This window comes from Hyphomonas sp. (assembly GCF_022844445.1).
Lineage (GTDB): Bacteria > Pseudomonadota > Alphaproteobacteria > Caulobacterales > Hyphomonadaceae > Hyphomonas.
The window spans coordinates 33,038-56,274 of sequence record NZ_JALHLS010000001.1 but is presented as its reverse complement, the minus strand read 5'-3'; the positions used below and the strand labels follow the sequence as shown (position 1 = coordinate 56,274).

Below are 23,237 nucleotides of genomic sequence, written 5' to 3'. Positions count from 1 at the left end.
GGCGGGGCTCTTTGCAACCAAATATCTATTCGGCGGGCACGCTTTCGGCGGCTTTCTTGCGGCGTTCATCGAAGCGGCCCCAGACGCCGTCTTCGCCGTGCCAGTCGCCCTTAGTGGCGCCCTTGGAGTATTCGGTGGCGCGCTGTTCGAAAAAGTTCGCGTGCTCGACACCGTTGAGGATTTCCGACAGCCAGGGCAGCGGGTGCTTGTCGATGCCGTAAATCGGCTCGAGTTTCAGCTGGCCGAGGCGCCAATCGGCGATGTAGCGGATGTAGTTCTTGATGTCGGCTGGCGTCATGCCTTCGACCGGGCCCATCTCGAAGGCGAGGTCGATAAACTTGTCTTCCAGCGCAATCACGGTGCGGCAGCACTCGCGGATCTTCTCGCGCAACTCGTCCGTCATCACGTTCGTTTCGGCGCAGAAGGTGTGGAAAAGCTTGATCATGCCTTCGCAGTGAAGCGACTCGTCGCGGATGGACCAGGTCACGATCTGGCCCATGCCCTTCATTTTGTTGAAGCGCGGGAAGTTCATGAGCATCGCGAAGGAGGCAAATAGCTGCAGGCCTTCGGTGAAGGCGCCGAACACGGCCATCGAAACGGCGATGTCCTCGTTCGTCTCGCAGCCGAACTGGCCGAGATAGTCGTGCTTGGCCGACATCTCCTTGTATTCCATGAAGGCAGAGAATTCGGAATCCGGCATGCCGATCGTCTCGAGCAGCAGAGCGTAGGCCGCAATGTGGATTGTCTCCATATTGGAGAACGAGGCCAGCATCATCGACACTTCCACCGGCTTGAAGCGCGGCATGTAGTTGGTCATGTAGTTGGCGCCGACTTCGACATCCGACTGGGTGAAGAAGCGGAAGATCTGGGTCAGCAGGTTGCGCTCGGCGTCCGACAGCTTCACCGCCCAGTCCTTGCAATCCTCGCCGAGGGGCACTTCTTCGGGCATCCAGTGGACTTGCTGCTGCTTCTTCCAGAACTCGTATGCCCACGGATAGCGGAACGGCTTGTAGGCGTGGCTCGGGGTGAGCAGGCCGGGAAGGTTCGCGTTGCCGTCAGCCATGGGGAACTCCTTAGAATGCAAACGTCTTTGGTGGCGTCCAAACACCATATATAGTGCTTAAAATTCGTTAACGCCGCAAGATGTGCACATATGCGCGCCTGCGAATTGCACAACAAGCGTTCGCCTGTGGAGGGAATTTCGCCCGCTTGTCAGGCCTTGCCGGGGCCTCTGGGGGCGCCGGCGGGTTTCAGGCCGAGGCGGTGAAGGGCCGCTTGGCAGAGCTCAAGGTCCACCTGGGTCCAGGCGAGGAAGGCGACGCGCTCGATCCGTGTGTCGGCCGAATGGAGCAGGTACTGGTGTGCGGCGTGGATCAGGCCCTGCACGCGCTCGTGGGGCGATTCTCCGGGCGAACGGGCACCGAAGAGGGGCAGGAGGACCGACCGCAGGGCGGACTTCGCGTTTAGCTTGGCGCTGAAGCCGGCATTATGCTGGTCGACGGCGGCGAGCGCGTTGGTGACGCATTTGCGGTAGGCGCCAATCAGCTGGTAACCGCGGCCGGGCTCACCCTGATGGGCGGCGACGTGGACAAGGAGCTTCACCTTGTTGGTGCGGGCGAGGGCGCCGGCGCTGGTGAGCATCGTGGTGGCGGGCTCGATGCCGGTGCGGTGGCTGGCGCCGACCTTGCTGCGCAGCAGGCGTGTGATCGCGTCGTCGCGCACGAAACCGTGCCGGTCGCGGCGCGAGCCGAGATAGCGGATGGTGGCTGAGATGGAGCTGTCATGCAGCCGCGCGAGTTCCATGCGCGTGTTCTCGGGGTTCACCCAGACGTCGATATCGTCAATGTCGGCGATGTCGCCGGTGATGATCTCGATCTGGCGGGCGGCCTTCGGGCCAGTCATGCCGGCAAGGCCGAGCTTGTAGACGTGGTAGCGACGCTCCGGGAGCGGACGATCCGGCAGGCGGATAGAGATGCCCGGGATCAATGAATGGACGATTGAATCCGTCGCGCGGTTGTCAAGGCTGTTCTTGATGTGGGTGCGCAGCAGGGCGCGGCAGTCGGCCAGGATTTGCGCGCGGGCGGGAGCGCCTTCGGGAGGAAGTTCATAGTCCAGCGCGCGAACACCGGTAATGTTGAAATCCTCATTGCTGCCGGAATGGCACATGACGACAGTGCCCGCGCGGCGCGCGGCCTGGCGGATGCCGAGTTCGAAGAAGATGTCCGGCGAGCCGAGCGTGATGTCGGCGATCACCACATCTGCGTCGATGATGTTCTCCACCATCTCGCGGTGGATGAGGCCGGACCGGCTGACCCGGTCGGAGCGGATACAGTCGAGGTCGAGATCCTCGGCGACCGGCTGGATGATCTCGTGGAAGACGGCGTCAAAGTCTATGGCCGGTGTGCCGGGCGTACTCGGCGCTGCATAGGGGAGGATGACGAAACAGCGCCGCCCGGTCTGGCGCGCCTCGAATTCGGCGGGCTTCTCCGCCACCTGTGCCTTGCCTTCAAACGCCATTGTCACTTGCCCCGTCGCCTTCCGTTCGGACCCGCCACCATCGGGTCCGTCCCGATCCGAACACGAGGCGCCCATGCCCCGCGCTGCTGACGGTGACGAAACTATGGCGCCTGTAAGCTGGCAAGGCGGGGCCGGGCTGGTTTCTGCGCGGGGGCGGGCGGGCGCGGGCTAACGCCCTGAATCCTGTAGGGAATGGGACAGATTATAAATGCGTAAGGTTGCGCCGGTTACCAGCCGCTGTACACGCGCGCCCAATATGGCGTCAGCGACGGCGATGCCGGCAACACCGCAAGAACATGCAGGCTGATGCAGACTTCGCCGACGCCACCGCTCAGACATCTGGTTCCCGGACAGGATTATGTTGCTGTGCAGGCGTTCGCGGATTCTGACGGCGGCCGACGTGCGCCGAAGGAACGTTGGACGTTCACCGGCTCGAGCTTCCTGCCCAACACAATGGTCTGTGACTGTTCGTCAGCTCTACCGGAGTGGCGCGCCAGATCTGCAGGCTATGGCGCGATGAGGAGCATGGACCCGCGATCAACCGGTTGCAGGGCCAGGCGCAGGCAGCGCCGGGCTGAGGCCCGCCTATTCGAAGACCGGGCCGACCAGCCGGGCCGGGACGGGCAGCGAGCAGATATCCAGCTTGTTGATTGGCGGGGCGATGAAGGCGGGGACCTTGGAATAGTCGCGCTTCGACTCCTTCAAGGCGGCCCATTCTTCGGACGAAGTGTCCATCACTTCGTAGACGGGGCGTTCGGCTTCCGGGATAGCGGAGGCGAGCTTTGCTGCAAAGACGGCGTTGAAGTTCAGCTTCGAGCGGCGGAACATAGCCATCTGGTAGGCGAGGGGTTCGTCCTCGCCGAACAGGGCGTTCGCTTCCTCTTCCGTAAACGGATCAACACGCGGCAGGCGGTGGATGTGCTCCATGCCGTCAATAATGCGGCCGAAGATCGTATAGTTGCGATCGAGGTAGCGGCGCGGCTGGAGGGGGAAGTAGATTTCCGTGCTGCCCGTATCGGGCGACTCGTCGCGCGCCATGCCGAGGGCGCCGGGACAGTTGAGGAGCCATTCCTGGCCGCCATCGCGCCCGACCGCGAAGCCGGACCGGTGGCCGGCCTCAGGGGCGAAGAGGTCTGCATTGCCGAGCGGAACAAAGCCGTCGACGGAAACGGCCCGCTCAGCCTCCAGCGGCACGTTGGGCCATGCATTGCTGGCCATCGGAAATTCGCGGCCGGCCTGGGCGACGTGGCCGTCGATGACGCGGTAGAAGAATTCGCCGTCATAGAAGCCTTCGGCCAGGAGTTCACGCATCCGCGCGACATGGGCAGGGGCCGCTTCCGGGAAGAGCTCGATCGCGACCTGGCCGGTCGGCGCGTCGAGGATGATGAGATTGTCCGGGTCGACGGTCCGCCAGCTATTGGCAGCCGCGGGCGTTGCGGGGGTCTCGGCGAGGGAGACGGGAACGCCGGTACAGGCGGCGAGGGCGAGGGCGGCAAAAGCGAGGGCGCGTGTCATGGGCGAACTGTTCTCCGGAGTGCGGGCGGCGTCAATCCGCTTCGATTGATTAGGCGGCGTGTGCGGCCTATTCATGGCGCATGAAGCGCATTGCCCTGAACCGTCCGCCCTTGCCGAAGTTGCCGATGGAAGGCGGGTGCCATTGCGGCGCCGTGCGCTATGGGGTGACGGCGCGGCCAATGGCGGTGAATGCGTGCCATTGCGATGACTGCAAGCGCCTCGCGGGCGGCCCGTTCGGCCTGTACCTGCATGTGGCGAAGGACGCGCTGCAGGTGAGCGGCGGCGCGCGTGATGTGTTCACGCGGACCGGCGGCAGCGGCAATGCGATTCCCGTCGAGCGCTGCGCGGTGTGCGGCACGCGGATGTGGCACTTGCCGGCGGTGGCGCCGGACCTCGTGATCCTCTGCGCGGGCACGTTGGACGACAGCACCTGGGCGGTCCCCACCTCGCACATCTTCATCGAGTATGCGGCGGCCGATGCCGTGGCGGCGGAAGATGCAATTGCAGTGGAAAGTTTCCAGACGACCCGGCCGGCGCTGTGGGCGCGGTTCAGCGAAATCTATCCCTGAGCGCGGCGAGGCTCGCGCGCCAGCCATTGGCGAGGTGGCCTTGCGTGGCCTGAAGCGGGAAGCCGTGGCGGGCGACGTGTTCCTGCGGGATGGTGTCCCAGCCGCGATGGGTGACCGTGACGCGGGTGTCTTCGCCAATGGCTTCAAAGGTGACCTCGACGCAGGTGATCTGGTCCGGTGTGAAGGTTGCCTGACGCCAGGTGAAGGCGAGGCGGGCGCCGCGCTGCCAGGCGGTGACGCGGCCGATTTCGAAGACCTTGCCGCTGGCAAGCGTGGTGATGAGGCGCCTCTCGCCGTCGAAGCTGAGCGTGCCGTCGCCGCGCGGGGTCAGCAGGAACAGGGCGCTGGGGCGCCACCAGAGGCCGATATCATCCGTGAACGCATCGAACGCATCCTCCGGTGCGGCGGGCACGCGAATGGCGACGAGGACAGCGCTCACTTACGCTTCTTCTCCAGGTGAACTTTGAAGGCCGTTGGCTGCGTGGCCCAGAGCGTCTCTGTATCGGCGAGCCAGAGCTTGAGATCGGCCATGCCGCCCTCCTTCAGCGTGTAGATGCGCACGCGGGCATCGAACTCCGGATGCGTTTCCTCGACCAGGCCGCCCTGCTTGAGGATGCGCAGGTGGCGGCTCATCGCAGGCGCAGGCAGGCCAAGCGCTTCGGCGAGTTCCCCGGCGCGGCGCGGCGCCTTGCCGAGCAGTTCGATGGCCCGCCGCCGGTCCGGATCGGCGAGCGCGGTCAGCGTGGCATCAAGGTTCGGGCGAGGTTTCACAGGCGTGTCAGTGTACGGAGCGCGCCGCCGGAGGCCTTGTCCCAGTCGGCGGAGGACATCTCCATCACGGTGACGCCGAAGGTCCAGATATGCCCTTCGGGGTCGCGCGCGCGGTAGGTCCGGTCGCCGTAGAACTGCGTGTCCGGCTCCTGCAGGATTTCGGCGCCGGCCTTGCGGGCGCGGGCGCAGTGGGCGTCAATGTCCTCGCCCTTTCCGAGCTGGACATGGACGGTCTGGGTGTTCTTCAGGCCGATGTTCTTCGGGCTACTATGGTTCTCGGACCATTCGCTGCCGACCATGATGAAGCCGGTGCCGAAAGACATTTCCGAATGGGCAATTTTGTCATTCTCGTCGAGCAGGACCATGTAGGGCTCGAAGCCGAACGCCTCCTCGAGCCAGAGAAAGGCGGCGTTGGGATCGCCATAGCAAAGCGCGCTGGCGAGGCCCTTGGGGCGGTCAAATTCGGACATCGGATTATCCTTCCAGGTATTGACAATATTTCTACTATTGTAGAAATATATAGTCAAGTCGGAAGAGAAGAGTCTGACAAGCTGAAGCTCTCATCTTCGCTTGAGCGGGAATGAGCGGACTAAAGTGGGCGCGGGGCTGAGAACGCGGATCAGTAAGCGTACCGGCGCATGTCGCGGGTCATGCGGCCGCGGGTTTCGTCCATCTTGTCACGGATGATGCCGGGGATGAGGAAAAGGTCCACGACCCACCAGACGAAGCCGATAATGAGAAAATATGAGCAAATCTGTAGAATGGCTGTGATCGGTTTGCCCAGGTAAAAGCGGTGCGCCGATAGGAAGCCGAGGAAGAACCATAGGAAGTATGCGGCGCCAGCGCTTTTCTTTTCGTTGGCAACGCGCGTTTCGATTAGGATCTGGTCTTCGGTCGTGTACATGGCGGTCCCGGTGGGGCTCCTTATTCTTATCGATAAACAGATAGTCCTTTTTGGCCGGGGTTTAAAGGGGCTGGCTTGAAAAATGCGGATTCCGGCCCGGGACCCGTTGCGCAGGCGCGCGGAATGAGGCCTGCTTTCGGCCGGGAGGACGAGGACATGAGGGCAGGTCTTGCCGCGCTGGCGGCATTCATTCTGGCAGCAGGCTGCGCGAGCGCGCCGGCGGCGGAAGTTGCTGCGACGCCGAAGGGTTATGTGATCGTGGAGATCGAGGTGACGAACCCGGAGGCCTATGAGGGCTACAAGGCGGCCGTTGCGCCAATGGTGGCGGCAGCCGGCGGCAGGTACCTTGTGCGGGGTGGCAAGTCTGAGGCGCGGGAAGGGGCGCCGCCTGCAGGACGTATGGTCATTCTGGAATATCCGAGCCTTGACGCGGCCAAGGCGTTCCTGGAATCGCCGGAATATGCCGCGATCGTTCATCTGCGAACGGACAATACAAGGTCGCGCCTGATGATCGTCGAAGGCGTAGTGCCCTGATGGCAGATGGGACGGGCAAATCGGCGGCGCGGGCACTGGCCCCTTCGCTCTACGGGCGGGCAGAGATTTTCGCGCTGGAGCGAGAGACCGTGTTCGCCAGGTCCTGGCGGCTCATCGGGCACGAGAACATGCTGGCCAAGGCCGGTGATTTCCTGACGGATGATTTGGCCGGGCGGTCCATCATCGCCGTACGCGGCGAGGACGGCGTGGTGCGGGCGTTCCACAATGTGTGCCCGCACCGGGCGGGACCGCTCGCGATGACGTCCGACGGGCATTGCGAGGGCGCGATCACCTGCCAGTATCATGGCTGGCGCTTCACTTTCGAAGGCCGGCTTCAATCGGCGCGGGATTTCGGCGCAGCAGAAGGGTTTGACCCGCGCGAGCACGGGCTGACGCCGGTACGGATGGAAACCTGGCGGGGCTTCCTGTTCGTGACACTGAGTGCAGCTGCGCCGCCCATCCGCCAGATGATGGCGCCTGTGGATGCGTCGTGGACGGATCAAACCGTGCAACCCTATGCACTGCGCCGCTCGCATCGGATCAAGTGCGACTGGAAGGCCTATGTCGAGAACTATCTCGAAGGATATCACGTCCCGCTGATCCATCCGGGACTCGATGCGGAGATCGATTCCTCGAAATACACGGTGCACATGGAAGGCGACATCGCCGTGCACCGCGCCCCGTCGCGCAAGGCGGACAATGTTTACACGGGGTACTGGGCCTGGGCTTGGCCGTGGCTGGGGATCAATGTCTACGAGCATGGCGTGATGATGGAGCGCATCTCCCCCGTCGGGCCAGAAGAGACGCGGCTGGACTATCTCTACTTTTTTGATCCGGCGCGGGGCGGGGAGCTCGAAGACATGTTGAAACTATCAGACGCCGTGACGGACGAAGACCTGAAGATGTGCGAGATCGTGCACCGGAACATCGTCAGCGGCGCCTACAAGGCAGGACCGCTTTCGCCCCGGCATGAGGGTGCAGTCGCCTGGTTCCAGGCAAGGCTGCGCCGCGATGCCGGGTACCCTGCTTGAACGACACCGCAAAGCAGATCGGCCCGGCGCTCGCGATGGCGATCGTGGCGGGCAACATGATTGGTTCCGGTGTGTTCCTTCTGCCAGCAGTGCTCGCCTCGGTCGGATCGGCGAGCCTGATTGCGTGGGGAGTGGCGGCGGTGATCGCCATCGTACTGGCGCTGGTTTTCGCCTTTCTGGGCAGGATGCGGGACGAGACCGAGACGTTGACAGAATATCCGGGTGCGGCCTTTCATCCGGCGTTCGGGTTCGTGGCCTGGGCGGCATACTGGGCGGCCTGCTTTATCGGCAATGTGGCGATTGCCATCGTTGCTGTGGGGTATGGCGCGGCGATATTTGGCGTGGTGCTGGATACGGCGCAACGCTTCTTCGCGATACTGTTGACGATCTGGGTACTGGTCGGGTGCGCGCTCGCGGGGCCGCGCTTTGTCGGGCGGATGTCGTCGGCAACGCTGGCGATCGGCCTGGCGCCGATTGCGGCGGCTATCGTCATCGGATTTGCGGGATTTGACGTCGATGTATTCGCCGCCTCCTGGAATGTCAGCGGTGCGCCTCTGGGCGACGCGCTGCCACCAACATTGCTTTCGATCTTCTGGGCGTTCCTGGGGCTGGAAAGCGCCAATGCAATTGCTGGTCGCGTGCGCCATCCGAAACGCAATATCGCAATTGCGGCGGCCGGGGGCGTCGCGATTGCGGCGGTCGTCTATGCGCTGGCGACAACAGCGCTGTTCGGCCTGATGCCGGCGGCGGAGCTGGCGAAATCGTCAGCACCTTTCGCCGACGTCATCGGGTCCGTTGCAGGGTCTGTGGCGAGCGTGTTGGTGGCCTGCGCGGCGTTCGCGCGGACGATCGGGTGCACGGCGGGCTGGATCTATGTCGGAGGCGAGACGGGGCAGGCGGGCGGACGGCGGGGATTCCTGCCGAAGCAATTCTCCAGCACAGCGCCGGGCGCCGCGCCCAGGCGAGACCTCATCGTTATGGGAGTGTTGATGAGCCTCGTCGCGTTTCTGACTCTGACGCCGGACCTCGTCGCACAGTTCAGCCTGATCGCGGACATAACCGTCTACGTATTCCTGCTGATCTATATCCTCTGTTCACTTGCCTTGATCCGGTTTGCCGGAGCAGTCGCGCGCAAGGATCTCAGATGGGCCGCGCGGTGTATTGGGGTATTCGGGGCTCTCGCGTCGGCATGGATTGGGTGGTCCGCTCTCTCCGCATGAAAAAGGGCGGCAGCTTTCGCTTCCGCCCTTCATTCAGCCGTGTACGGATATTACATCCAGTAAGGCTTTACATTGTAGTACTTGTAGGTCGCGTCGCGCGTGGCCTGCCCGTCATTGCGGGTCAGTTCCTGGATACCGTCCGCCGGGGCCGCCTGGAGCTGTTCCTTGGTGAACGGCACGACATAGCCGTCGCGGTCCTTGCTGAAGTTGAGGCTCGACCATGGCACGGGGTGATACTTCTCTCCGATGCCGAGGAAGCCGCCGAAGCCGACGACCGCGAACATGATCGAGTTGTCAGTCTTGTTGAGGACCACGTCTTCGATCTTGCCGATTTTTTCGCCCTGCGTGTTGTAGACGCTGGTGCCGATGGTGCGGCTGGCACGGATGGCGGTGGTGTGGCCAGTTTGAGTAGGCATGCTTATGCTCCTTTACTGAGTTGCAGATGCACGACCAACGCCCTTGGCTCCCCGGGGTTGCGTTAACTCCCCTTCAGGTTCGCTGCAGTCTTTCCAATCCCGCCCGGCCCTGCTAACGCCCGCGCCCATGTACCAGATCACCGCAAAGGGCCCGCGTGGGCCGATTGAAACCGCCTGGGAGGCGCTTGCCTGGGCAGACCCGTCGCCGGCCGGCGCCGTGGATTCGAAGGAAGATGCGCGCGGCGCCTGGCGACTCGATGCGTTTTCCGAGACGCTGGAAGAGGCGGAGGAATGCGTTGCCTTGATCAACGAGGCGGCGCCGGAGCTGACGGCGCGGATCGATGAGATCGTCGAGCGTGACTGGGTCACCCTGTCGCTGGAGGGTCTGCCACCAGTGAATGCCGGACGGTTCGTGGTGGTCGGCAGCCATGCGTTGGCCGCGACTTCCCCGGGCAAGACGGCGGTGCTGATCGAGGCTGGGCCGGCCTTCGGCACGGGACATCACGGCACGACGCTGGGCTGCCTCCTGGCGCTGGCGGATGTGCGCCGGCGGCGCAAGGTCGGCCGGGTACTGGACCTCGGTACAGGTTCCGGCGTGCTGGCGATTGCGGCGCTTAAAGTGGGCGCAGAACTCGCGACGGGGAGTGACATTGACCGGGACTCGGTGTTCGTCGCGCGGGAGAACGCGCGCAAGAACAAGGTGAGCCGGTTCTTCGTTCACCATGTGCGCGGGGCGAATACGCCGAACATGCGCCGGCTGGGGCCGTATGACACGGTGTTTGCAAACATCCTGATGAAGCCGCTCATCGGGCTTGCGCCGGAAATACAGCGCCTGTCGGCGCCGGGCGCGGCGATAATCCTGTCAGGGCTCCTTCACCATCAGGCTGGCCCTGTCCGCGCGGCGTTCGAGGGACACGGGATGCTGTTCCAGAAGCGCATCAAGCGCGACGGCTGGTCGACTCTGGTGTTTGCGAAGAAGGGCTAGAGCCCTCCCCGCCGCACCCCTGGGAGTCGGGGCGGGCGGCGAGGGGATCGCACCGGCGGGTGAGAGGGGGGAGTCTCGCCGGTCTGCGATGCAGCACACCGGCCCGGGCTCAAGTCCGGGACGGCGGGGAGTTGCGCCTAGCGCGTGGCGCGGCGGGTGAGGCGGGCCTGGCGGCGAACGAGCAGGCCGAGTTCGGAAACCGGTAAGGCATGCGGGGCCGAAAGGCGGACCTGTGCACCGATTTCGTTGCCCTCGATCGGCCGCAGCGCCTCACGGGCCGGGATTTCGGCGGAGGGGCGGATGTCGAAGTCGAATTTCATCTTAGTACCTTGTTTACATTATATTGCTGCGGTGCAGCATTTGTTCGTGTGCGGGCTATATAGGGTGACCGGCAAACAAAACAGTATGGCAATGCGCGATTTGCCATGAAATATTGCATATCTCACTTGCTTTCCGGCAGCGGCGCATCGGTTTAAGACGAAGAGCATGAGACAGACATTCGACATCAAGGGCGGCCCGCAAGACGGCCGCGCCCACCTTCCGCTTCTTCGCCGTGAACTTTCCGGACAGGGCCTCGATGGCCTCTATGTGCCGCACGACGACGAGTATCAGAACGAGTATCTGCCGGATGCGAACGAGCGCCTGGCATGGGCGACCGGGTTTACAGGCTCGTTCGGAGCGGCCTTCGTATTCACGGACAAGGCCGTGCTGTTCGCCGACGGGCGCTACACGCTGCAGGCTGCGGATCAGACGGACCCGGCGCTGGTCGAGGTGCAGGGCATTCCGGATCCCGGCGCGTTCGGCTGGCTGGCGAAGCAGAGCCTGAAGGGTAAGCGGGTAGGCTATGATCCGCGCCTGATGAGCCCGAATGACGTTGCGGCGCTGAGCGCGGCCGCGGCGAAGGCCGGAGCCGAACTGGTGGCGGTGGCCGATAACCCGATCGACAAGGCCTGGAAAGGCCGCCCACCGCAGCCGATGGCGAAAGTTGTGCCGCACGCCGTGAAGCATGCCGGCGCGGCGCATACCGACAAGCTTGAATCGGTCGGCGCGCAGCTCGCGCGCGACGGGGCTGAGGCTGCGGTGTTGACTTCGCCTGCGTCGCTTGCCTGGGCATTCAACATCCGCGGCGGCGACGTGAGTTGCACGCCGCTGCCGTTGGGCCGCGCCATTCTGTATGCTGATGGATCGGCAGAACTGTTCATCGATGAGGCAAAGACCGACAACGCGCTACGACGGCACCTTGGCAATTCCGTCACGCTCCGGCCGCTGTCGCAGCTTGAGAGCGGGCTTGGCGCACTTGCGGGAAAGACGGTTAGCCTTGATCCGGATGTGGCCTCGGCCTGGTTCTTCGACCGGTTGGCCGCAGCGGGTGCGAAGATCCTGCGTCAGCGCGATCCGGTGTCGCTCCCGCGCGCCTGCAAGAATGCGGCGGAGATCAAGGGGACGACGGCTGCTCATGCGCGCGACGGCGTGGCACTGACGAAGTTTCTGCATTGGCTGGACACCGAAGCGCAGAGCGGCGAGGTCACCGAGATCGACACGGTGATGAAGCTCGAAGCCTTCCGCGAAGACCTCGGCAATCTCAATGACCTCTCTTTTCCGTCGATTTCCGGTGCAGGGCCGAACGGGGCGCTGCCGCATTACCGTGTGTCGACCGCGTCGAACCGGAAGCTGGCGCGCGGCTCGCTGTTCCTGATCGACAGCGGCGGGCAGTATCTCGACGGCACGACCGACGTGACACGTACCGTGCCGATCGGTCAGCCTACGGACGATATGGTCAAGCACTACACGCTGGTGCTGAAGGGGCACATTGCGCTGGCGACGGTGCGTTTTCCGGCGGGCACGACCGGAACGCACCTCGACATCCTCGCGCGCCATCCACTGTACCAGGCGGGGCTGGACTACCAGCACGGTACCGGCCACGGCGTCGGGGTTTATCTCGGCGTGCACGAAGGACCGCACCGCATCGCGAAAGTCTGGAACGCAACACCGCTGATGCCGGGAATGATCGTGTCCAACGAACCCGGATTCTACAAGGCGGGCCAGTACGGCATCCGTATCGAGAACCTGCAATACGTGACCCCCGCAGCCGACATTCCCGGCGGCGAGATTCCGATGCTGGGCTTCGAATGCCTGACCTTCGCGCCGCTGGCGCGCAGGCTGATCGACGTGAAGCTGCTCTCAAAAGAGGAACGCAAGTACGTCAATGATTACCACAAGCGCGTCTGGAAGCTGCTGAGCCGCAAGCTCGACGGCGCGGTGAAGGACTGGCTGAAGGTGGCGTGCGCGAAGATATGAGTTCGGCTGACAAGGTTCCGGTCGAAGCCCTCTGGAGCCAGATCGCGCCGATTTTTTCGAACCGGGCCTTCATGCGGCCGCACCGGACATGGTTTGGCGGTGTGTCGGAGCGCACCGGGTTTGACCGGATGACGCAGCTGACGCGCTCAGCGGCGGCGCGCAAGCTGGCGCCGCTGGTGGCGGGGCTGGACGCGGTCCAGCTCGGCCGCCTCGTGGTGCGCAGCGCCGTCAACCAGGATCAGGCGGCCTCCGCCCTGCGCCTGACGTTGGTGGCCAATATTTCCGTGCCGGTGGGCGTGCTTGTGCTGCTCAACCAGTTTCTACCCGGCAGCGTCAGTGACCTGATTCGCAGCCTGCCGCCGGCGGTCGTGATGGTGCCGCTGTTCATAATGATTGCGGTGCTGATCGGCGTTATCTGGTTTGCCTATGCGGGAGTCGCGGCGGCGCGGGACCTGAACCATCTCCTGCGCCTGCACCTTGCGGATGCAACAGGCGCGGCAGGCGCCGCAGCTGACGATGACGGCGACGCGCTGGAAACCCTGCTCGACCTTACCTGACCGTTCGAATCGCCGCCTGGCGCTGCCTGATTTTTGGGCGCTGCCTGATTTCTGTGCCCTGAATCCGGTGCCTGCGCTTTGGGCGACCGAGTCGCCGGACTATCCCTGTGCGCGTTCCAGGGAGGCAATGTTGGACATACAAACAATACTGGCGCCGGTTGCAGACATGCTGCCGGCAGCCTGGGGTGATAACGTGCGCCTGACGGTCGCGGCAGCGCTGTTCACGGCGGTTGTGCTCGGCGTCGTGTTGCTGGTGGCGGCGCTGCTTGGCCGCCGCAAGCACACGGTCGCAGAGGTTGGCAGCGGTGGTGCCGCGGCCCTGCCGGCTGGCGCCGCAGCCAAGGCGGTTGCGCTCCATGCCGCCGCGCCCGATCTCGACCCGGAGGAGTGGGTGTCCGGCAACGTGATTCACTTTGACCGCTACAAGGCCGTGGGCCTGATCCGGTCTGACCGGGTGAAGGGGCTTGTGCGTTTCGACGTCGCAGCCTTCCAGCGCGCGCCGCGTGTCGGCGAGGCGGTGCGCTTCAAGGGCCGGCACGGCGCCCGGCGCAGGCCGGTGGCGATGGTCGTCGAGCGGCTGCCAGGGGCGAAACGCGCGGGCTAGGGCGTCAGTCCGAGGGCTTTCAGCGCATCAGCCACGCCTTGCGTGCGCGCCTGCATGTCTGCTGCGGTGTGCGCGTGCGTCGGAATGTAGAAGAGGCCGAGATCGAGGCCTTTCAGGGCGAGTTCGACGCAGCGTTCCGGCAGGATGAGGCCGAGTTCCTTGGGCGCCAGAGCGGGGTCCGGGATCCCGGCGGCAACCAGCGGCGTGTAGACGGCGCCGGGCAGGAGGACATGCAGGTCCATGGTGGCGCCCGCGAGTTCCTCGCGCAGCCATTCGGCAAGGATCAGCACGCCATGCTTGGATGCGGCATAGGCGCCGATGCGGCTCCGCCGTACACCTGCCGGCAGGCTGAGGGCATTCTCGGAACTGGTAATCATCAGGCGCCCGCGCCTGCCGGCCGGTTCCAGCTTTGCGGCATAGGCCTGAGCCATCAGGATCGGCGCGCGCATGTTGACGGCGAAAACACGCTCGGTAGCCGGACCGAAATCTTCCTTCCGGACGGGATTGCGCACGCCGGTGCCGGCATTGGCGCAGACAAAGTCCAGCTTGCCCCTCCAGGCCCAGGCAGCATCGATGAGGCTTGAGGGTGCGGCAGGATCGGACAGGTCGCAGGCGATCGCATGCCCGTTCAGGCTGGCAGCGACGGCCTCAGCGGCGCTGGCCTGCACGTCCGCTATGATGACCTCGGCGCCGCGCGCCGCGAAGGCTTCGGCCAGCGCCTTGCCGATGCCCGAGGCGCCGCCGGTGACGAGGATGGTCTGGTCTGCATAGTTGATCATATCCTGCCTTTCAGTGTGTTTCGTGTCGCTCGACACGGTGCTTGCCCCGCTTGCCGCAGGCTTTGCAGCGGCCCCAGGTAAGCGAGCGGCCGGTGGCGCCATAGCGGACGCCGCCCATGTCCCAGATGGAGGTCGCCTGACCGCAGGCAGCGCAGACGACTTTCCAGCGGCGCGATTCCGCTTCGGCCTCGGCGCGCCGGTCCGGCGGCAGAAGGCCGAGCAGGAATTTCTGCAGCCGGGTCATTTCCCGAGACGCTTGCCGAGCGCGCGCAGCGGGGCCTGCTGGATTTCTGGAATGGTGCCGTCCGCCATCGGACCTACATTGATCAGTAGGTTGCCCCGCTGGACGGTGACGTCCGTGTAGAGATCAATCAGCTGGGCGGGTGTGAGATAATCTTCCGGCAATTCATCCTGGTTGTAGCCAAAGCCGAGGCCGAGGCCGCGGCAGGCCTCCCATTTCATTTCCTTCGGGATGACGCCGAGGCCGAACTCCACGCAGCGGAAATCGGCATAGGGTGCGGGTGTCTCTTCCTGCTGGCCGCCGGTGGTGCGCGCCTTCAGCATGGTATTGAATGCGGCGCGGGTGGCGGGGTCGCGCAGGGAATTGAAGAAGGCTTCGTTGGCGAGCCACCGGTCGTTGACGACGCCGTCCGGCACGACGCTGTAATAATAGTCGATGAGGCGAGGTACATCCTCGCCGCTCGGCCAGCAGATGTCGTTCCAGAAGACAGACGGCTTGTAGCGGTCGATCAGTTCCTTCGATTGCGCCATCGCATACTGGCGGTAATCATCCTCGGTCGGCACGCACGCGAACATGTCGCCGATATTGGCGATGGGCGTGTCGCGGAAGGTCCAGTCGAGGCCGCCAGAATAATAAAGGCCGTAGCGCATGCCGCGCGCGCGGACGGCCTCGCCAAGCTCGCCGACAAAGTCCCGCGCGGTGTTCCAGCCCGGGCGGTGCGGATTGGGTACGTCCGTTGGCCAGAGGCAATAGCCGTCATGGTGTTTGGTGACGAAGACAACATAGGTGGCGCCGCTGGCGGCGAAGAAGTCCGCCCACTGATCGGCATCGAACGCTTCGGCGGCCGCATCGAACTCTGCCCGGAAATCCGTGAATGGCTTGTCGCCATAGAGGCGCTTGTGGCGGTCGCGCGTTGCGCTGCCCTCAACGCGCATGGCGTTCGCATACCACTCCGAATAGGGCGTCAGCACGGCGCTCATGTCGAAATCGTCACCGGTGAGCTCGTGGATCATCCGCCCGCGCGGCGCCCAGGCGGGGATCGTGAAGATGCCCCAGTGAATGAAGATACCAAGCTGGGGCTTTGCATACCAGTCGGGGCAGGGGCGGGTTGCTCCGTCAGCCATCAGGGGTGGTTCCTTTGATGCGCTCCAGCGGTTCGGTCACGCTCCACGCAAATGGCGCGAAGGCGGCGCGGGGCAGGCCCGCCTTGCCGAGCGCGGCTGCGGTCCACTGGTTGCAGGTGTTGAAGGGGCTGTAGCGGCCCTTGGCAGTGAGCAGCAGTTCGCCGGGCACGCTTGTCTCGATCGGGCGATAGGCGCCGCCCTCGTCTTTCTTCAGGCTTTTCAGGATCTCGTCGATAAGAACGGTTTTCGTCTGCTGTCCGCCGGGTAAGGGTTTGCAAACTTCGCGCACATCCGAGCCGTAGACCGGCACGATGCGCATGGCGACCTGGTTCATGCCTGCGAGGGCAGAGAGGGCGCGCGAAGCGGTCAGGTCTTCCGGGTACAGAACTTTCGTGAAGAAGACCGAGTCGCCCCAGCCGAAGAGGAGATAGGTGTCGCGCGGCAGGTAGTCCGGGATATGGCCGCGCAATTCCTTGCGCCAGTTGATAACCTCGCCGTCGAGCGGCAGGGCGATGTCGGTGTGAAAGGCGGCTTCACAGAGGAAGGCGGCGGGCTTGGCCGGCGGCAGGTGGGCGACCTTTCCCTTCAGTGGCAGCGCCGCCGCGAGCCAGGACGCGCCGAGATACCAGAAGGCGCAAACCAGCGCCGCCAGGAGTGCGAGGCCGCACCAGCGTAGTCCCGTGAACAGGAATCTGGCTGCGTCCACCCCGTCTCCCTCGGCCGCAATTCGCCTTTGGGCAGAAGACTGGAACGCATTGCAGCTGGCAAGCAAGATTCCATTTGTTCCGCTTTTGTTCTTGTGATAATTCCACACCCATGATGCTGTCATTGTCCATTCGTGATTTCGTGCTCATTTCCCGGCTCGATCTTTCGCCGGGTGAGGGCTTTACGGCGCTTACCGGGGAAACCGGGGCGGGCAAATCGATCATTCTGGATGCGCTGTCGCTGGCGCTTGGCGGGCAGGCGGACCGGTCGGTCATCCGGCACGGCGCGGCGCAGGCAAGCGTTGCGGCGGAGTTTGCGCCGCCGTCCGGGCATCCGGTCTGGGCGCTGCTGGCTGCGCAGGGCGTGGCCGCAGGCGATGGCGAGACGCTGACGCTGAAACGGCTGGTGCGGTCGGAAGGCCCCGCGCGCGCTTTCATCAATGATCAGCCAGTGGGCGCGGCATTGCTGGCCGAGGCGGGCGAACTGCTGGTGGAAGTTCATGGCCAGCATGCCGCCTCGAGCCTGATGCGTCCGGCGACGCACCGAAAGCTGCTGGATCAGTTCGCCGGCAACGAGGCGCTTCTGGTGACTTGCGCGGCCACGCATGCCGCGCGGATGGACGCTCGCGCGGCGCGTGAAGCGCTGGAAGGTGAGGCACAGGCGGCTGCCGAGGCGCTGGCCTGGTTACAGGAAACGGTGGCGGAACTTGCAAAGCTCTCGCCGCAGGCCGGGGAGGCGACACGGCTGACAGCGGAGCGCGCACAACTGATGCAGTCCGAGCGCGTGCTGGAAGCGGTGGCCGAGGCGACGAGCGCGCTGTCGGCCGCGGATGCAGAGACGGCGCTGTCGAAGGCCTCGCGCGCGGCGGAGCGGATTTGCCGGCTGCCGGGTTTCGATGGCGCGGAAGGCCCGCTTCCGGAAGCCGCGAAGGCGGCGTGTGAAGCGATCGAGCGGGCGATGATCGAACTGCGCGAAGCGGAAAGCGCCATCGCGCGGCTGGAGCGGATGCCGGTTGATGCAGGAGACCTTGAAGGCGTCGAAGGGCGGCTCTTCGGGCTGCGGGCCATGGGCCGCAAGCTGAACTGCGATCCGGACACGCTGAACTTGCAGTGGACAGCGCTGGCTGAAAGGCTTGAACTCGTCGAGGCGGGTGAGGCCGGCATCGCGGCGGCCCGAAAGGTTGAGCGCGCGGCTGAGGCACGCTGGCACAGCGCGGCGCATGCCCTGAGCGAGGCGCGCCGGGCGGCGGCCGGGCGGCTCGAGAGCGCGATCGGCGTAGAACTCGCGCCGCTGAAACTTGGCCGCGCGACAATCCGCGTGGCGTTGACACCGCTCCCCCCGGAAGAGGCGGGCGCGATGGGGGCGGAACGCGCCGAGTTCGAGGCTGAGACCAACCCTGGCGCGGGCTTTGGCCCGCTGCGCAAGGTGGCCTCCGGCGGCGAGCTGGCGCGGGTGTCGCTGGCGCTGAAATGTGCGCTTGCGGAAGCCGGAAGTGCGGGCACGCTGATCTTCGATGAGGCCGATCAGGGCGTCGGCGGAGCGGTGGCGGCGGCGATCGGCGAGCGGCTGGTGCGCCTCTCGGCTTCGCGCCAGGTGTTGGCGGTGACGCACAGCCCGCAGGTGGCGGCGGCGGCTGACATGCACTGGCTTGTTGAAAAGTCGGCTAAGGCTGGCGGGACACGTCTGACCACGCTAGATGCGGGGACACGGCAGGAAGAAATTGCCCGCATGTTGTCCGGCGCCGAGATCACCGACGAGGCGCGGGCCGCAGCCGGGAGGTTGTTGGAGGATGCATGACCGGCGGAACACCTGCCAGCGCGCTGACCGAGCAGGACGCGGTGGCCGAACTCGCGCGGCTGGCGCGGGAGATCGCCGACGCGGATGCCGCCTATTACCAGAATGATGCGCCGTCGCTGACGGACGCGGAGTATGACGCGCTGCGCCTGCGCAATGCCGAAATCGAGGCGCGCTTCCCGCACCTGAAGCGGGAGGACAGTCCCTCCCTGAAGGTCGGCGCGGAAGCGGGCGACGGATTCGCCAAGGCGCGCCACGGCATTCCGATGCTGTCGCTGGAAAACGCGTTTGCAGATGATGACGTTGCGGATTTTGCCGCCCGCATCCGGCGGTTCCTGGCCCTCCCCACAGAGACAGAACTCGCCTGCACCGCCGAGCCCAAGATCGACGGCCTCTCACTAAGCCTTACCTACGAGAAGGGCAGGCTGGTGCGTGCGGCGACGCGCGGCGACGGGCAGACCGGCGAGGACGTGACCGCCAACGCGAAGACGCTCAGCGACATTCCGGCCAAGCTCGCCGGCAAGGGCTGGCCGGACTCCATCGAGGTGCGCGGCGAAGTATACATGGCGAAGGACGACTTTGCCGCTCTCAACGTGCGCGAGGGGGCGGCAGAGCGAAAGGTGTTCGCGAACCCGCGCAATGCCGCCGCCGGGAGCCTGCGGCAGCTGGATGTCGAGATCACGAAATCACGTCCCCTTCGCTTTTTCGCCTATGCCTGGGGCGCAGTGAGTGCGCCTTTTTCGGACACTCAGTCGGGCGCGGTCGAGCTGCTCGGCAAGTGGGGTTTCGTCACCAATCCTCTGATGGTCCGGGTGCTGACGGTTGAGGAGATCTTGGCCTATTACCGGGACATTGAGGCGCGGCGCGCCGGGCTGCCCTATGACATTGACGGCGTCGTCTACAAGGTCGACCGGCTCGACTGGCAACAGCGCCTTGGATTCGTCAGCCGCGCGCCGCGCTGGGCCATTGCCCATAAGTTTCAGGCCGAGAAGGCAACAACGACGCTGCTCGGGATCGACGTACAGGTTGGCCGGACCGGTTCGCTGACGCCGGTGGCGAGGCTTGAGCCGGTGACAGTCGGCGGGGTCATGGTGTCGAATGCGACGCTGCACAATGAGGACGAGATTGCGCGCCTCGGCGTGAAACCGGGTGATGTTGTCGAGATCCAGCGCGCGGGCGACGTGATCCCGCAAGTGCTGCGTGTCGTGAAAGCGGGGAAGGGGCCGGCCTGGACAATGCCGGATGTCTGCCCGGCCTGCGGCTCGGCCGCCGTGCGGGAAATGGACGAGGCGGGAGAGATGGACGTGCGCCGCCGCTGCTCGGGCGGACTGATCTGCCCGGCGCAGGCGGTGGAGCGGCTGAAGCATTTCGTTTCGCGTAAGGCGCTGGACATTGATGGCCTCGGTGCCCGGCAGATCGAACTTTTCTTCGAAAAGGGTGTGGTGCACGCCCCGCAGGATATATTCCGGCTACGGAAGAATATAGAGGCAGCAGGCCTGCCGCCTCTGGAGGAGTGGGACGGCTTCGGCGCGGCGTCTGCCAAGAAACTCTATGCCGCAATCGATGCGCGCCGGACCCCGGAATTCGCGCGCTTTCTCAACGGGCTCGGCATTCGCCACGTGGGGCAGACGACGTCCGGCCAGTTCGCCCGCGGCTTCCTCAGCTGGCAGGCCTTCTGGTACGCCGTGCAGCGGGCTGCTGAGGGCGGGCCCGGAAGTGAAGGCTACCAGGACCTGACGGGCATCGACGGGATCGGTGACGCGGCGGCGCGGGCGCTGGTGCAGTTCGAGGCCGAGCCGCACAACCGCGAGATGCTGGAAGCGTTGCTGTCGGAAGTCGAGGTGGCGGATGAAGCGCCGGCGGCGACGGATAGCCCGGTGGCTGGCAAAACGGTGGTCTTCACCGGAACGCTGGAACGCATGACACGCGATGAAGCAAAGGCGCGGGCCAGCGCACTAGGCGCCAAGGTTGCCGGGTCGGTGTCTGCGAAGACGGATATTCTCGTGGCCGGACCGGGGGCAGGCTCAAAGCTCGCAAAGGCCGAGAGCCTAGGGGTCCGCACGATGACAGAAGCGGAATGGCTCGCCCTGATCGGCGAGGCCTGAGACTTCCGGGTAAGGATTATTTTCCGCCGGGAATCAGGCGCTGCAGGAGCGTGCGCTTCTGCGACTCGCTAATCGTGTCGAGATCAACACCCTTGTTGCTGAGCAGGCGGTAGCTCAACCGGTACCATTCGGTTTCGGGATAATTGTAGCCGAGCGTGGCACCGGCCGCGAGCGCCTGATCCTTGAGGCCGAGCGTCAGGTAGGCTTCCACGAGACGGTGCAGCGCCTCGGGTGTGTGGCTGGTCGTCTGATATGTGTCGACGACCGTACGGAAACGGTTGACCGCCGACAGGGTCTGGTTGGAACGCAGGTACCACCGGCCGACCGTCATTTCCTTGCCAGCAAGCTGGTCGTTGACCATGTCGAGCTTGATGCGCGCATCCTTGGCATATTCGCTCTGCGGGAAGCGTCGAATGATGTCGTTGAGCGCCGTGCTGGCGCGCTCGGTGGTCGCCTGGTCGCGGCCGACATCAATGATCTGGTCGAAGTGGCAGAGGGCAATCAGGTAATAAGCATATTCGGCTTCCGAGCCGCCGGGGTGGAGCGCGAGATAGCGCTCGGCAGCGGAGATGGCGGTCGTGTAATCGCGTGTCTGGTAGGAAGCGTAGGCCGACATGACCATCGATTTGCGCGCCCATTCGGAATAGGGGTGCTGGCGCTCGACTTCAGCGAAGAAGAGGATCGCGTCCTCATATTTGCGATCGTCCAGCTGGCGGGCGCCCTGATTGTAGAGCTGCTCCACTGGGCGCTCGACATAGGCAAGTTCGGTATTGCGCTTGTTGGACTGGCAGGCCCCCAGGGCCAGCGCACAGACGGCAATCGCCAAGGGAAGGGTCATCAGTCGGGACATGGGCAGCGGCCTGTATCTGCAGCATCAAGCGTTTCGCCTGTTTGCTTAGCCCGAATGGACCCGCCTTTCCAAGGCCCGAATGGCAGGGTTTTCTGGCCTGAGAGCCTCACACCCGGCAATCGGAAGGTATTGGGCTTGTCAGGCGGGGCATCCACTCTACGTGTCACAAATGCAGTTTTGGCCCGGATCGCTGCGCCGCCCGCGCTGCCACTACCGGAAACGGCCAAGTTCAGGGTTGCAGGCAAGTTGATCAGGTACAGTCATGACGAACCGGAAATTGAGTGACGCCAACACGGTTGACCGCCAGGTCGGTGAGCGGATGCGCCGCCGCCGCATCCTTCTGGGCCTGACCCAGGACCAGCTCGCAGATGCGCTCGGCATCTCCTACCAGCAGATCCAGAAATACGAGACGGGGGCCAACCGCGTCAGCGCCGGGCGCCTCGCCCAGATTGCCGAAGTGATGGAAGTCCAGCCGGGCTGGTTTTTTGGCGCCACCGAAAAAGTCGAATCGGCTGCCGGGTCGTCCCGCGCGGTGATCGATCTCGTCCGAAACTTTTCCCGCATCGAGGACGAACGCATTCGCACCCACCTGATGGCACTGGTCCGGTCATTGGCCGGGCGGAGCGATGAGGATGCGGACGCACTGACCCCGGCCGAGCCGGCAGCTAACGGCGATCAACGCGGCTTGATGGGTTAGGGCAGCGCCCGGGCCCTGCAGCAGTTTCAGACCGCTGCGCGAACCACTTCGGTTGCAGCGTGCACCCCGGCTTCTTCCCAGCACCAGGCAGAAGGCGTGGCAAGGAGCTTGCGGACCAGCTTGTTGTTCAGTGCATGGCCTGGTTGCACGGCGTCATAGTCTCCCGCAATCGGAGCGCCGGCGAGCATCAGGTCGCCGACGGCATCCAGCATCTTGTGGCGGACGAACTCGTCCTCGATGCGAAGGCCTTCGGGGTTCATCACGCCATCTTCGCCGATGACGACCGCGTTCTCGAGCGAGCCGCCGCGGGCAAGGCCCATCGCGCGAAGCATCTCGACATCGCGGGCAAAGCCGTAGGTGCGCGCAAAGGCGAGATCGCGGGCGAACATGCCAGGGGCGAGGCGCATCGCCATCTGCTGCACGCCGATATGCTGGTCGTCATACTCGATGCGAGCACGAAGCGTCAGCACGTCATTGTGCGACGGGGAGAGGGTTGCGCGCTTCGGGCCCTCGCGCATTTCGACCTTCTCGAGGATGCGGATGCGGCGGCGGGCGGCGCCCAGCGTGCGCTGGCCGGCCTGCAGGAGCAATTCGTAGAAGACTGAGGACGAGCCGTCCATGATCGGCACTTCGGGGCCATCGATCTCAATCCGCAGGTTGTCGATGCCGAGACCTGCCACAGCAGCCAGCAGGTGCTCGACCACAGCCACCGAGACGCCATGCTCGTTCGAGAGTGTGGTGCCGAGTTGGGTGTCGGAGACGGATTCGGCATGGGCAGAAATTTCGCCCGTGCCCGGGGCGGCATCGACGCGCACGAAGCGGATGCCAGAATTGGCGAGGGCGGGATTTAGGGTCAGCCGGGCGCGCGCACCGGAGTGCACGCCAATCCCTGCGCAGCTCACCTTGCGCGAAATCGTGGTTTGCCGCTCAACTGCCATGTCTCTGTCGGCCTTCAGCCCGCTACACATATACATAGCAGACTAGATGGCCCGGCGCGGCCCGGCACTCAAAACACGCGATA

Annotated in this window: 26 protein-coding genes; 11 read left to right on the top strand and 15 right to left on the bottom strand. The window is 64.6% G+C overall.

Annotated elements, in window-relative coordinates:
• Nucleotides 1-25: 25 nt before the first annotated feature.
• The 3 genes from Q0C17_RS00275 to Q0C17_RS00265 all read right to left on the bottom strand — a co-directional run bounded on the left by Q0C17_RS00275 (nucleotide 26) and on the right by Q0C17_RS00265 (nucleotide 4,032).
• Entirely contained in the window at nucleotides 26-1,063 is a 1,038-nt protein-coding gene (locus Q0C17_RS00275; RefSeq protein ID WP_291199511.1) for a ribonucleotide-diphosphate reductase subunit beta, read from the bottom strand.
• 149 nt (nucleotides 1,064-1,212) lie between these two features.
• Nucleotides 1,213-2,517, bottom strand: coding sequence for a hypothetical protein (locus Q0C17_RS00270; protein WP_291199509.1), 1,305 nt, complete (start codon nucleotides 2,515-2,517; stop codon nucleotides 1,213-1,215).
• Between the two features lie 585 nt (nucleotides 2,518-3,102).
• A complete protein-coding gene (locus Q0C17_RS00265) occupies nucleotides 3,103-4,032 on the bottom strand; it encodes a peptidylprolyl isomerase (RefSeq protein WP_291199506.1) in 930 nt (309 codons plus the stop codon).
• Between the two features lie 80 nt (nucleotides 4,033-4,112).
• Here Q0C17_RS00265 and Q0C17_RS00260 point away from each other — a divergent pair, with 80 nt between their 5' ends.
• Nucleotides 4,113-4,601, top strand: a complete 489-nt coding sequence (locus Q0C17_RS00260; protein ID WP_291199503.1) for a GFA family protein — start codon at nucleotides 4,113-4,115, stop codon at nucleotides 4,599-4,601.
• Here the strand turns inward: Q0C17_RS00260 and Q0C17_RS00255 are convergent.
• The 4 genes from Q0C17_RS00255 to Q0C17_RS00240 form a co-directional block, all read right to left on the bottom strand.
• Complete coding sequence (locus tag Q0C17_RS00255; protein WP_291199500.1) at nucleotides 4,582-5,040, bottom strand: SRPBCC domain-containing protein; 459 nt, start codon at nucleotides 5,038-5,040, stop codon at nucleotides 4,582-4,584. The two genes, Q0C17_RS00260 and Q0C17_RS00255, sit on opposite strands and share 20 nt — an antisense overlap.
• Nucleotides 5,037-5,372: a metalloregulator ArsR/SmtB family transcription factor gene (locus Q0C17_RS00250; protein ID WP_291199498.1), complete on the bottom strand. Its 336-nt coding sequence runs from the start codon at nucleotides 5,370-5,372 to the stop codon at nucleotides 5,037-5,039. The genes Q0C17_RS00255 and Q0C17_RS00250 overlap by 4 nt, the downstream gene beginning before the upstream one ends.
• The gene (locus tag Q0C17_RS00245) at nucleotides 5,369-5,842 is read right to left on the bottom strand and encodes a VOC family protein (protein ID WP_291199496.1); all 474 of its coding nucleotides are present in this window, start codon (nucleotides 5,840-5,842) and stop codon (nucleotides 5,369-5,371) included. The genes Q0C17_RS00250 and Q0C17_RS00245 overlap by 4 nt, the downstream gene beginning before the upstream one ends.
• Before the next feature lie 149 nt (nucleotides 5,843-5,991).
• Nucleotides 5,992-6,276 (bottom strand): TM2 domain-containing protein, encoded by a 285-nt coding sequence (locus Q0C17_RS00240; RefSeq protein WP_291199492.1) that lies wholly within the window; start codon nucleotides 6,274-6,276, stop codon nucleotides 5,992-5,994.
• A 156-nt stretch (nucleotides 6,277-6,432) separates the two neighbouring features.
• Here Q0C17_RS00240 and Q0C17_RS00235 point away from each other — a divergent pair, with 156 nt between their 5' ends.
• From Q0C17_RS00235 to Q0C17_RS00225, 3 genes are read left to right on the top strand one after another with little or no spacing between them, the layout of a single operon-like run.
• The gene (locus Q0C17_RS00235) at nucleotides 6,433-6,810 is read left to right on the top strand and encodes a DUF1330 domain-containing protein (RefSeq protein WP_291199489.1); all 378 of its coding nucleotides are present in this window, start codon (nucleotides 6,433-6,435) and stop codon (nucleotides 6,808-6,810) included.
• A complete protein-coding gene (locus Q0C17_RS00230; protein ID WP_291199486.1) occupies nucleotides 6,810-7,841 on the top strand; it encodes an SRPBCC family protein in 1,032 nt (343 codons plus the stop codon). Before Q0C17_RS00235 ends, Q0C17_RS00230 begins: the two co-directional genes overlap by 1 nt.
• Nucleotides 7,838-9,061, top strand: a complete 1,224-nt coding sequence (locus Q0C17_RS00225) for an amino acid permease (RefSeq protein WP_291199483.1) — start codon at nucleotides 7,838-7,840, stop codon at nucleotides 9,059-9,061. Before Q0C17_RS00230 ends, Q0C17_RS00225 begins: the two co-directional genes overlap by 4 nt.
• Before the next feature lie 50 nt (nucleotides 9,062-9,111).
• Here Q0C17_RS00225 and Q0C17_RS00220 read toward each other — a convergent pair whose 3' ends face one another.
• Entirely contained in the window at nucleotides 9,112-9,477 is a 366-nt protein-coding gene (locus Q0C17_RS00220) for a PRC-barrel domain-containing protein (protein WP_291199480.1), read from the bottom strand.
• Nucleotides 9,478-9,604: 127 nt separating this feature from the next.
• Here Q0C17_RS00220 and Q0C17_RS00215 point away from each other — a divergent pair, with 127 nt between their 5' ends.
• Complete coding sequence (locus Q0C17_RS00215) at nucleotides 9,605-10,462, top strand: 50S ribosomal protein L11 methyltransferase (protein WP_291199477.1); 858 nt, start codon at nucleotides 9,605-9,607, stop codon at nucleotides 10,460-10,462.
• Between the two features lie 137 nt (nucleotides 10,463-10,599).
• Here the strand turns inward: Q0C17_RS00215 and Q0C17_RS00210 are convergent, their stop codons facing one another.
• Nucleotides 10,600-10,782, bottom strand: coding sequence for a hypothetical protein (locus tag Q0C17_RS00210; RefSeq protein ID WP_291199474.1), 183 nt, complete (start codon nucleotides 10,780-10,782; stop codon nucleotides 10,600-10,602).
• Between the two features lie 166 nt (nucleotides 10,783-10,948).
• On the opposite strand from Q0C17_RS00210, the gene Q0C17_RS00205 reads away from it, so the two are divergent.
• From Q0C17_RS00205 to Q0C17_RS00195, 3 genes are all read left to right on the top strand, one after another.
• Entirely contained in the window at nucleotides 10,949-12,760 is a 1,812-nt protein-coding gene (locus tag Q0C17_RS00205) for an aminopeptidase P family protein (RefSeq protein ID WP_291199471.1), read from the top strand.
• Entirely contained in the window at nucleotides 12,757-13,317 is a 561-nt protein-coding gene (locus Q0C17_RS00200) for a hypothetical protein (protein WP_291199468.1), read from the top strand. Before Q0C17_RS00205 ends, Q0C17_RS00200 begins: the two co-directional genes overlap by 4 nt.
• A gap of 127 nt (nucleotides 13,318-13,444) precedes the next feature.
• Nucleotides 13,445-13,921 carry a hypothetical protein gene (locus Q0C17_RS00195; protein WP_291199465.1) on the top strand — a complete coding sequence of 159 codons (477 nt, stop codon included), beginning with the start codon at nucleotides 13,445-13,447 and terminating at the stop codon, nucleotides 13,919-13,921.
• On the opposite strand, the gene Q0C17_RS00190 is transcribed toward Q0C17_RS00195, so the two are convergent.
• From Q0C17_RS00190 to Q0C17_RS00175, 4 genes are read right to left on the bottom strand one after another with little or no spacing between them, the layout of a single operon-like run.
• Nucleotides 13,918-14,700 (bottom strand): SDR family oxidoreductase, encoded by a 783-nt coding sequence (locus Q0C17_RS00190; RefSeq protein WP_291199462.1) that lies wholly within the window; start codon nucleotides 14,698-14,700, stop codon nucleotides 13,918-13,920. The two genes, Q0C17_RS00195 and Q0C17_RS00190, sit on opposite strands and share 4 nt — an antisense overlap.
• Before the next feature lie 10 nt (nucleotides 14,701-14,710).
• Nucleotides 14,711-14,944, bottom strand: a complete 234-nt coding sequence (locus Q0C17_RS00185; protein WP_291199460.1) for a hypothetical protein — start codon at nucleotides 14,942-14,944, stop codon at nucleotides 14,711-14,713.
• Nucleotides 14,941-16,065, bottom strand: coding sequence for an alpha-L-fucosidase (locus Q0C17_RS00180; RefSeq protein ID WP_291199457.1), 1,125 nt, complete (start codon nucleotides 16,063-16,065; stop codon nucleotides 14,941-14,943). Before Q0C17_RS00180 ends, Q0C17_RS00185 begins: the two co-directional genes overlap by 4 nt.
• The gene (locus tag Q0C17_RS00175; RefSeq protein WP_291199454.1) at nucleotides 16,058-16,771 is read right to left on the bottom strand and encodes a DUF2459 domain-containing protein; all 714 of its coding nucleotides are present in this window, start codon (nucleotides 16,769-16,771) and stop codon (nucleotides 16,058-16,060) included. The genes Q0C17_RS00180 and Q0C17_RS00175 overlap by 8 nt, the downstream gene beginning before the upstream one ends.
• 113 nt (nucleotides 16,772-16,884) lie before the next feature.
• On the opposite strand from Q0C17_RS00175, the gene Q0C17_RS00170 reads away from it, so the two are divergent.
• The gene (locus Q0C17_RS00170; RefSeq protein WP_291201106.1) at nucleotides 16,885-18,567 is read left to right on the top strand and encodes a DNA repair protein RecN; all 1,683 of its coding nucleotides are present in this window, start codon (nucleotides 16,885-16,887) and stop codon (nucleotides 18,565-18,567) included.
• Nucleotides 18,564-20,669, top strand: coding sequence for an NAD-dependent DNA ligase LigA (gene ligA, locus Q0C17_RS00165; protein ID WP_291199451.1), 2,106 nt, complete (start codon nucleotides 18,564-18,566; stop codon nucleotides 20,667-20,669). Before Q0C17_RS00170 ends, ligA begins: the two co-directional genes overlap by 4 nt.
• 16 nt (nucleotides 20,670-20,685) lie before the next feature.
• Here ligA and Q0C17_RS00160 read toward each other — a convergent pair whose 3' ends face one another.
• Nucleotides 20,686-21,519: an outer membrane protein assembly factor BamD gene (locus Q0C17_RS00160; RefSeq protein WP_291199448.1), complete on the bottom strand. Its 834-nt coding sequence runs from the start codon at nucleotides 21,517-21,519 to the stop codon at nucleotides 20,686-20,688.
• Between the two features lie 262 nt (nucleotides 21,520-21,781).
• Between Q0C17_RS00160 and Q0C17_RS00155 the strand changes: the two genes are divergently transcribed.
• Entirely contained in the window at nucleotides 21,782-22,216 is a 435-nt protein-coding gene (locus Q0C17_RS00155; RefSeq protein WP_291199445.1) for a helix-turn-helix transcriptional regulator, read from the top strand.
• Nucleotides 22,217-22,242: 26 nt separating this feature from the next.
• Here Q0C17_RS00155 and lpxC read toward each other — a convergent pair whose 3' ends face one another.
• Nucleotides 22,243-23,154, bottom strand: coding sequence for a UDP-3-O-acyl-N-acetylglucosamine deacetylase (gene lpxC / locus Q0C17_RS00150; RefSeq protein ID WP_291199442.1), 912 nt, complete (start codon nucleotides 23,152-23,154; stop codon nucleotides 22,243-22,245).
• Between the last annotated feature and the right edge of the window lie 83 nt (nucleotides 23,155-23,237).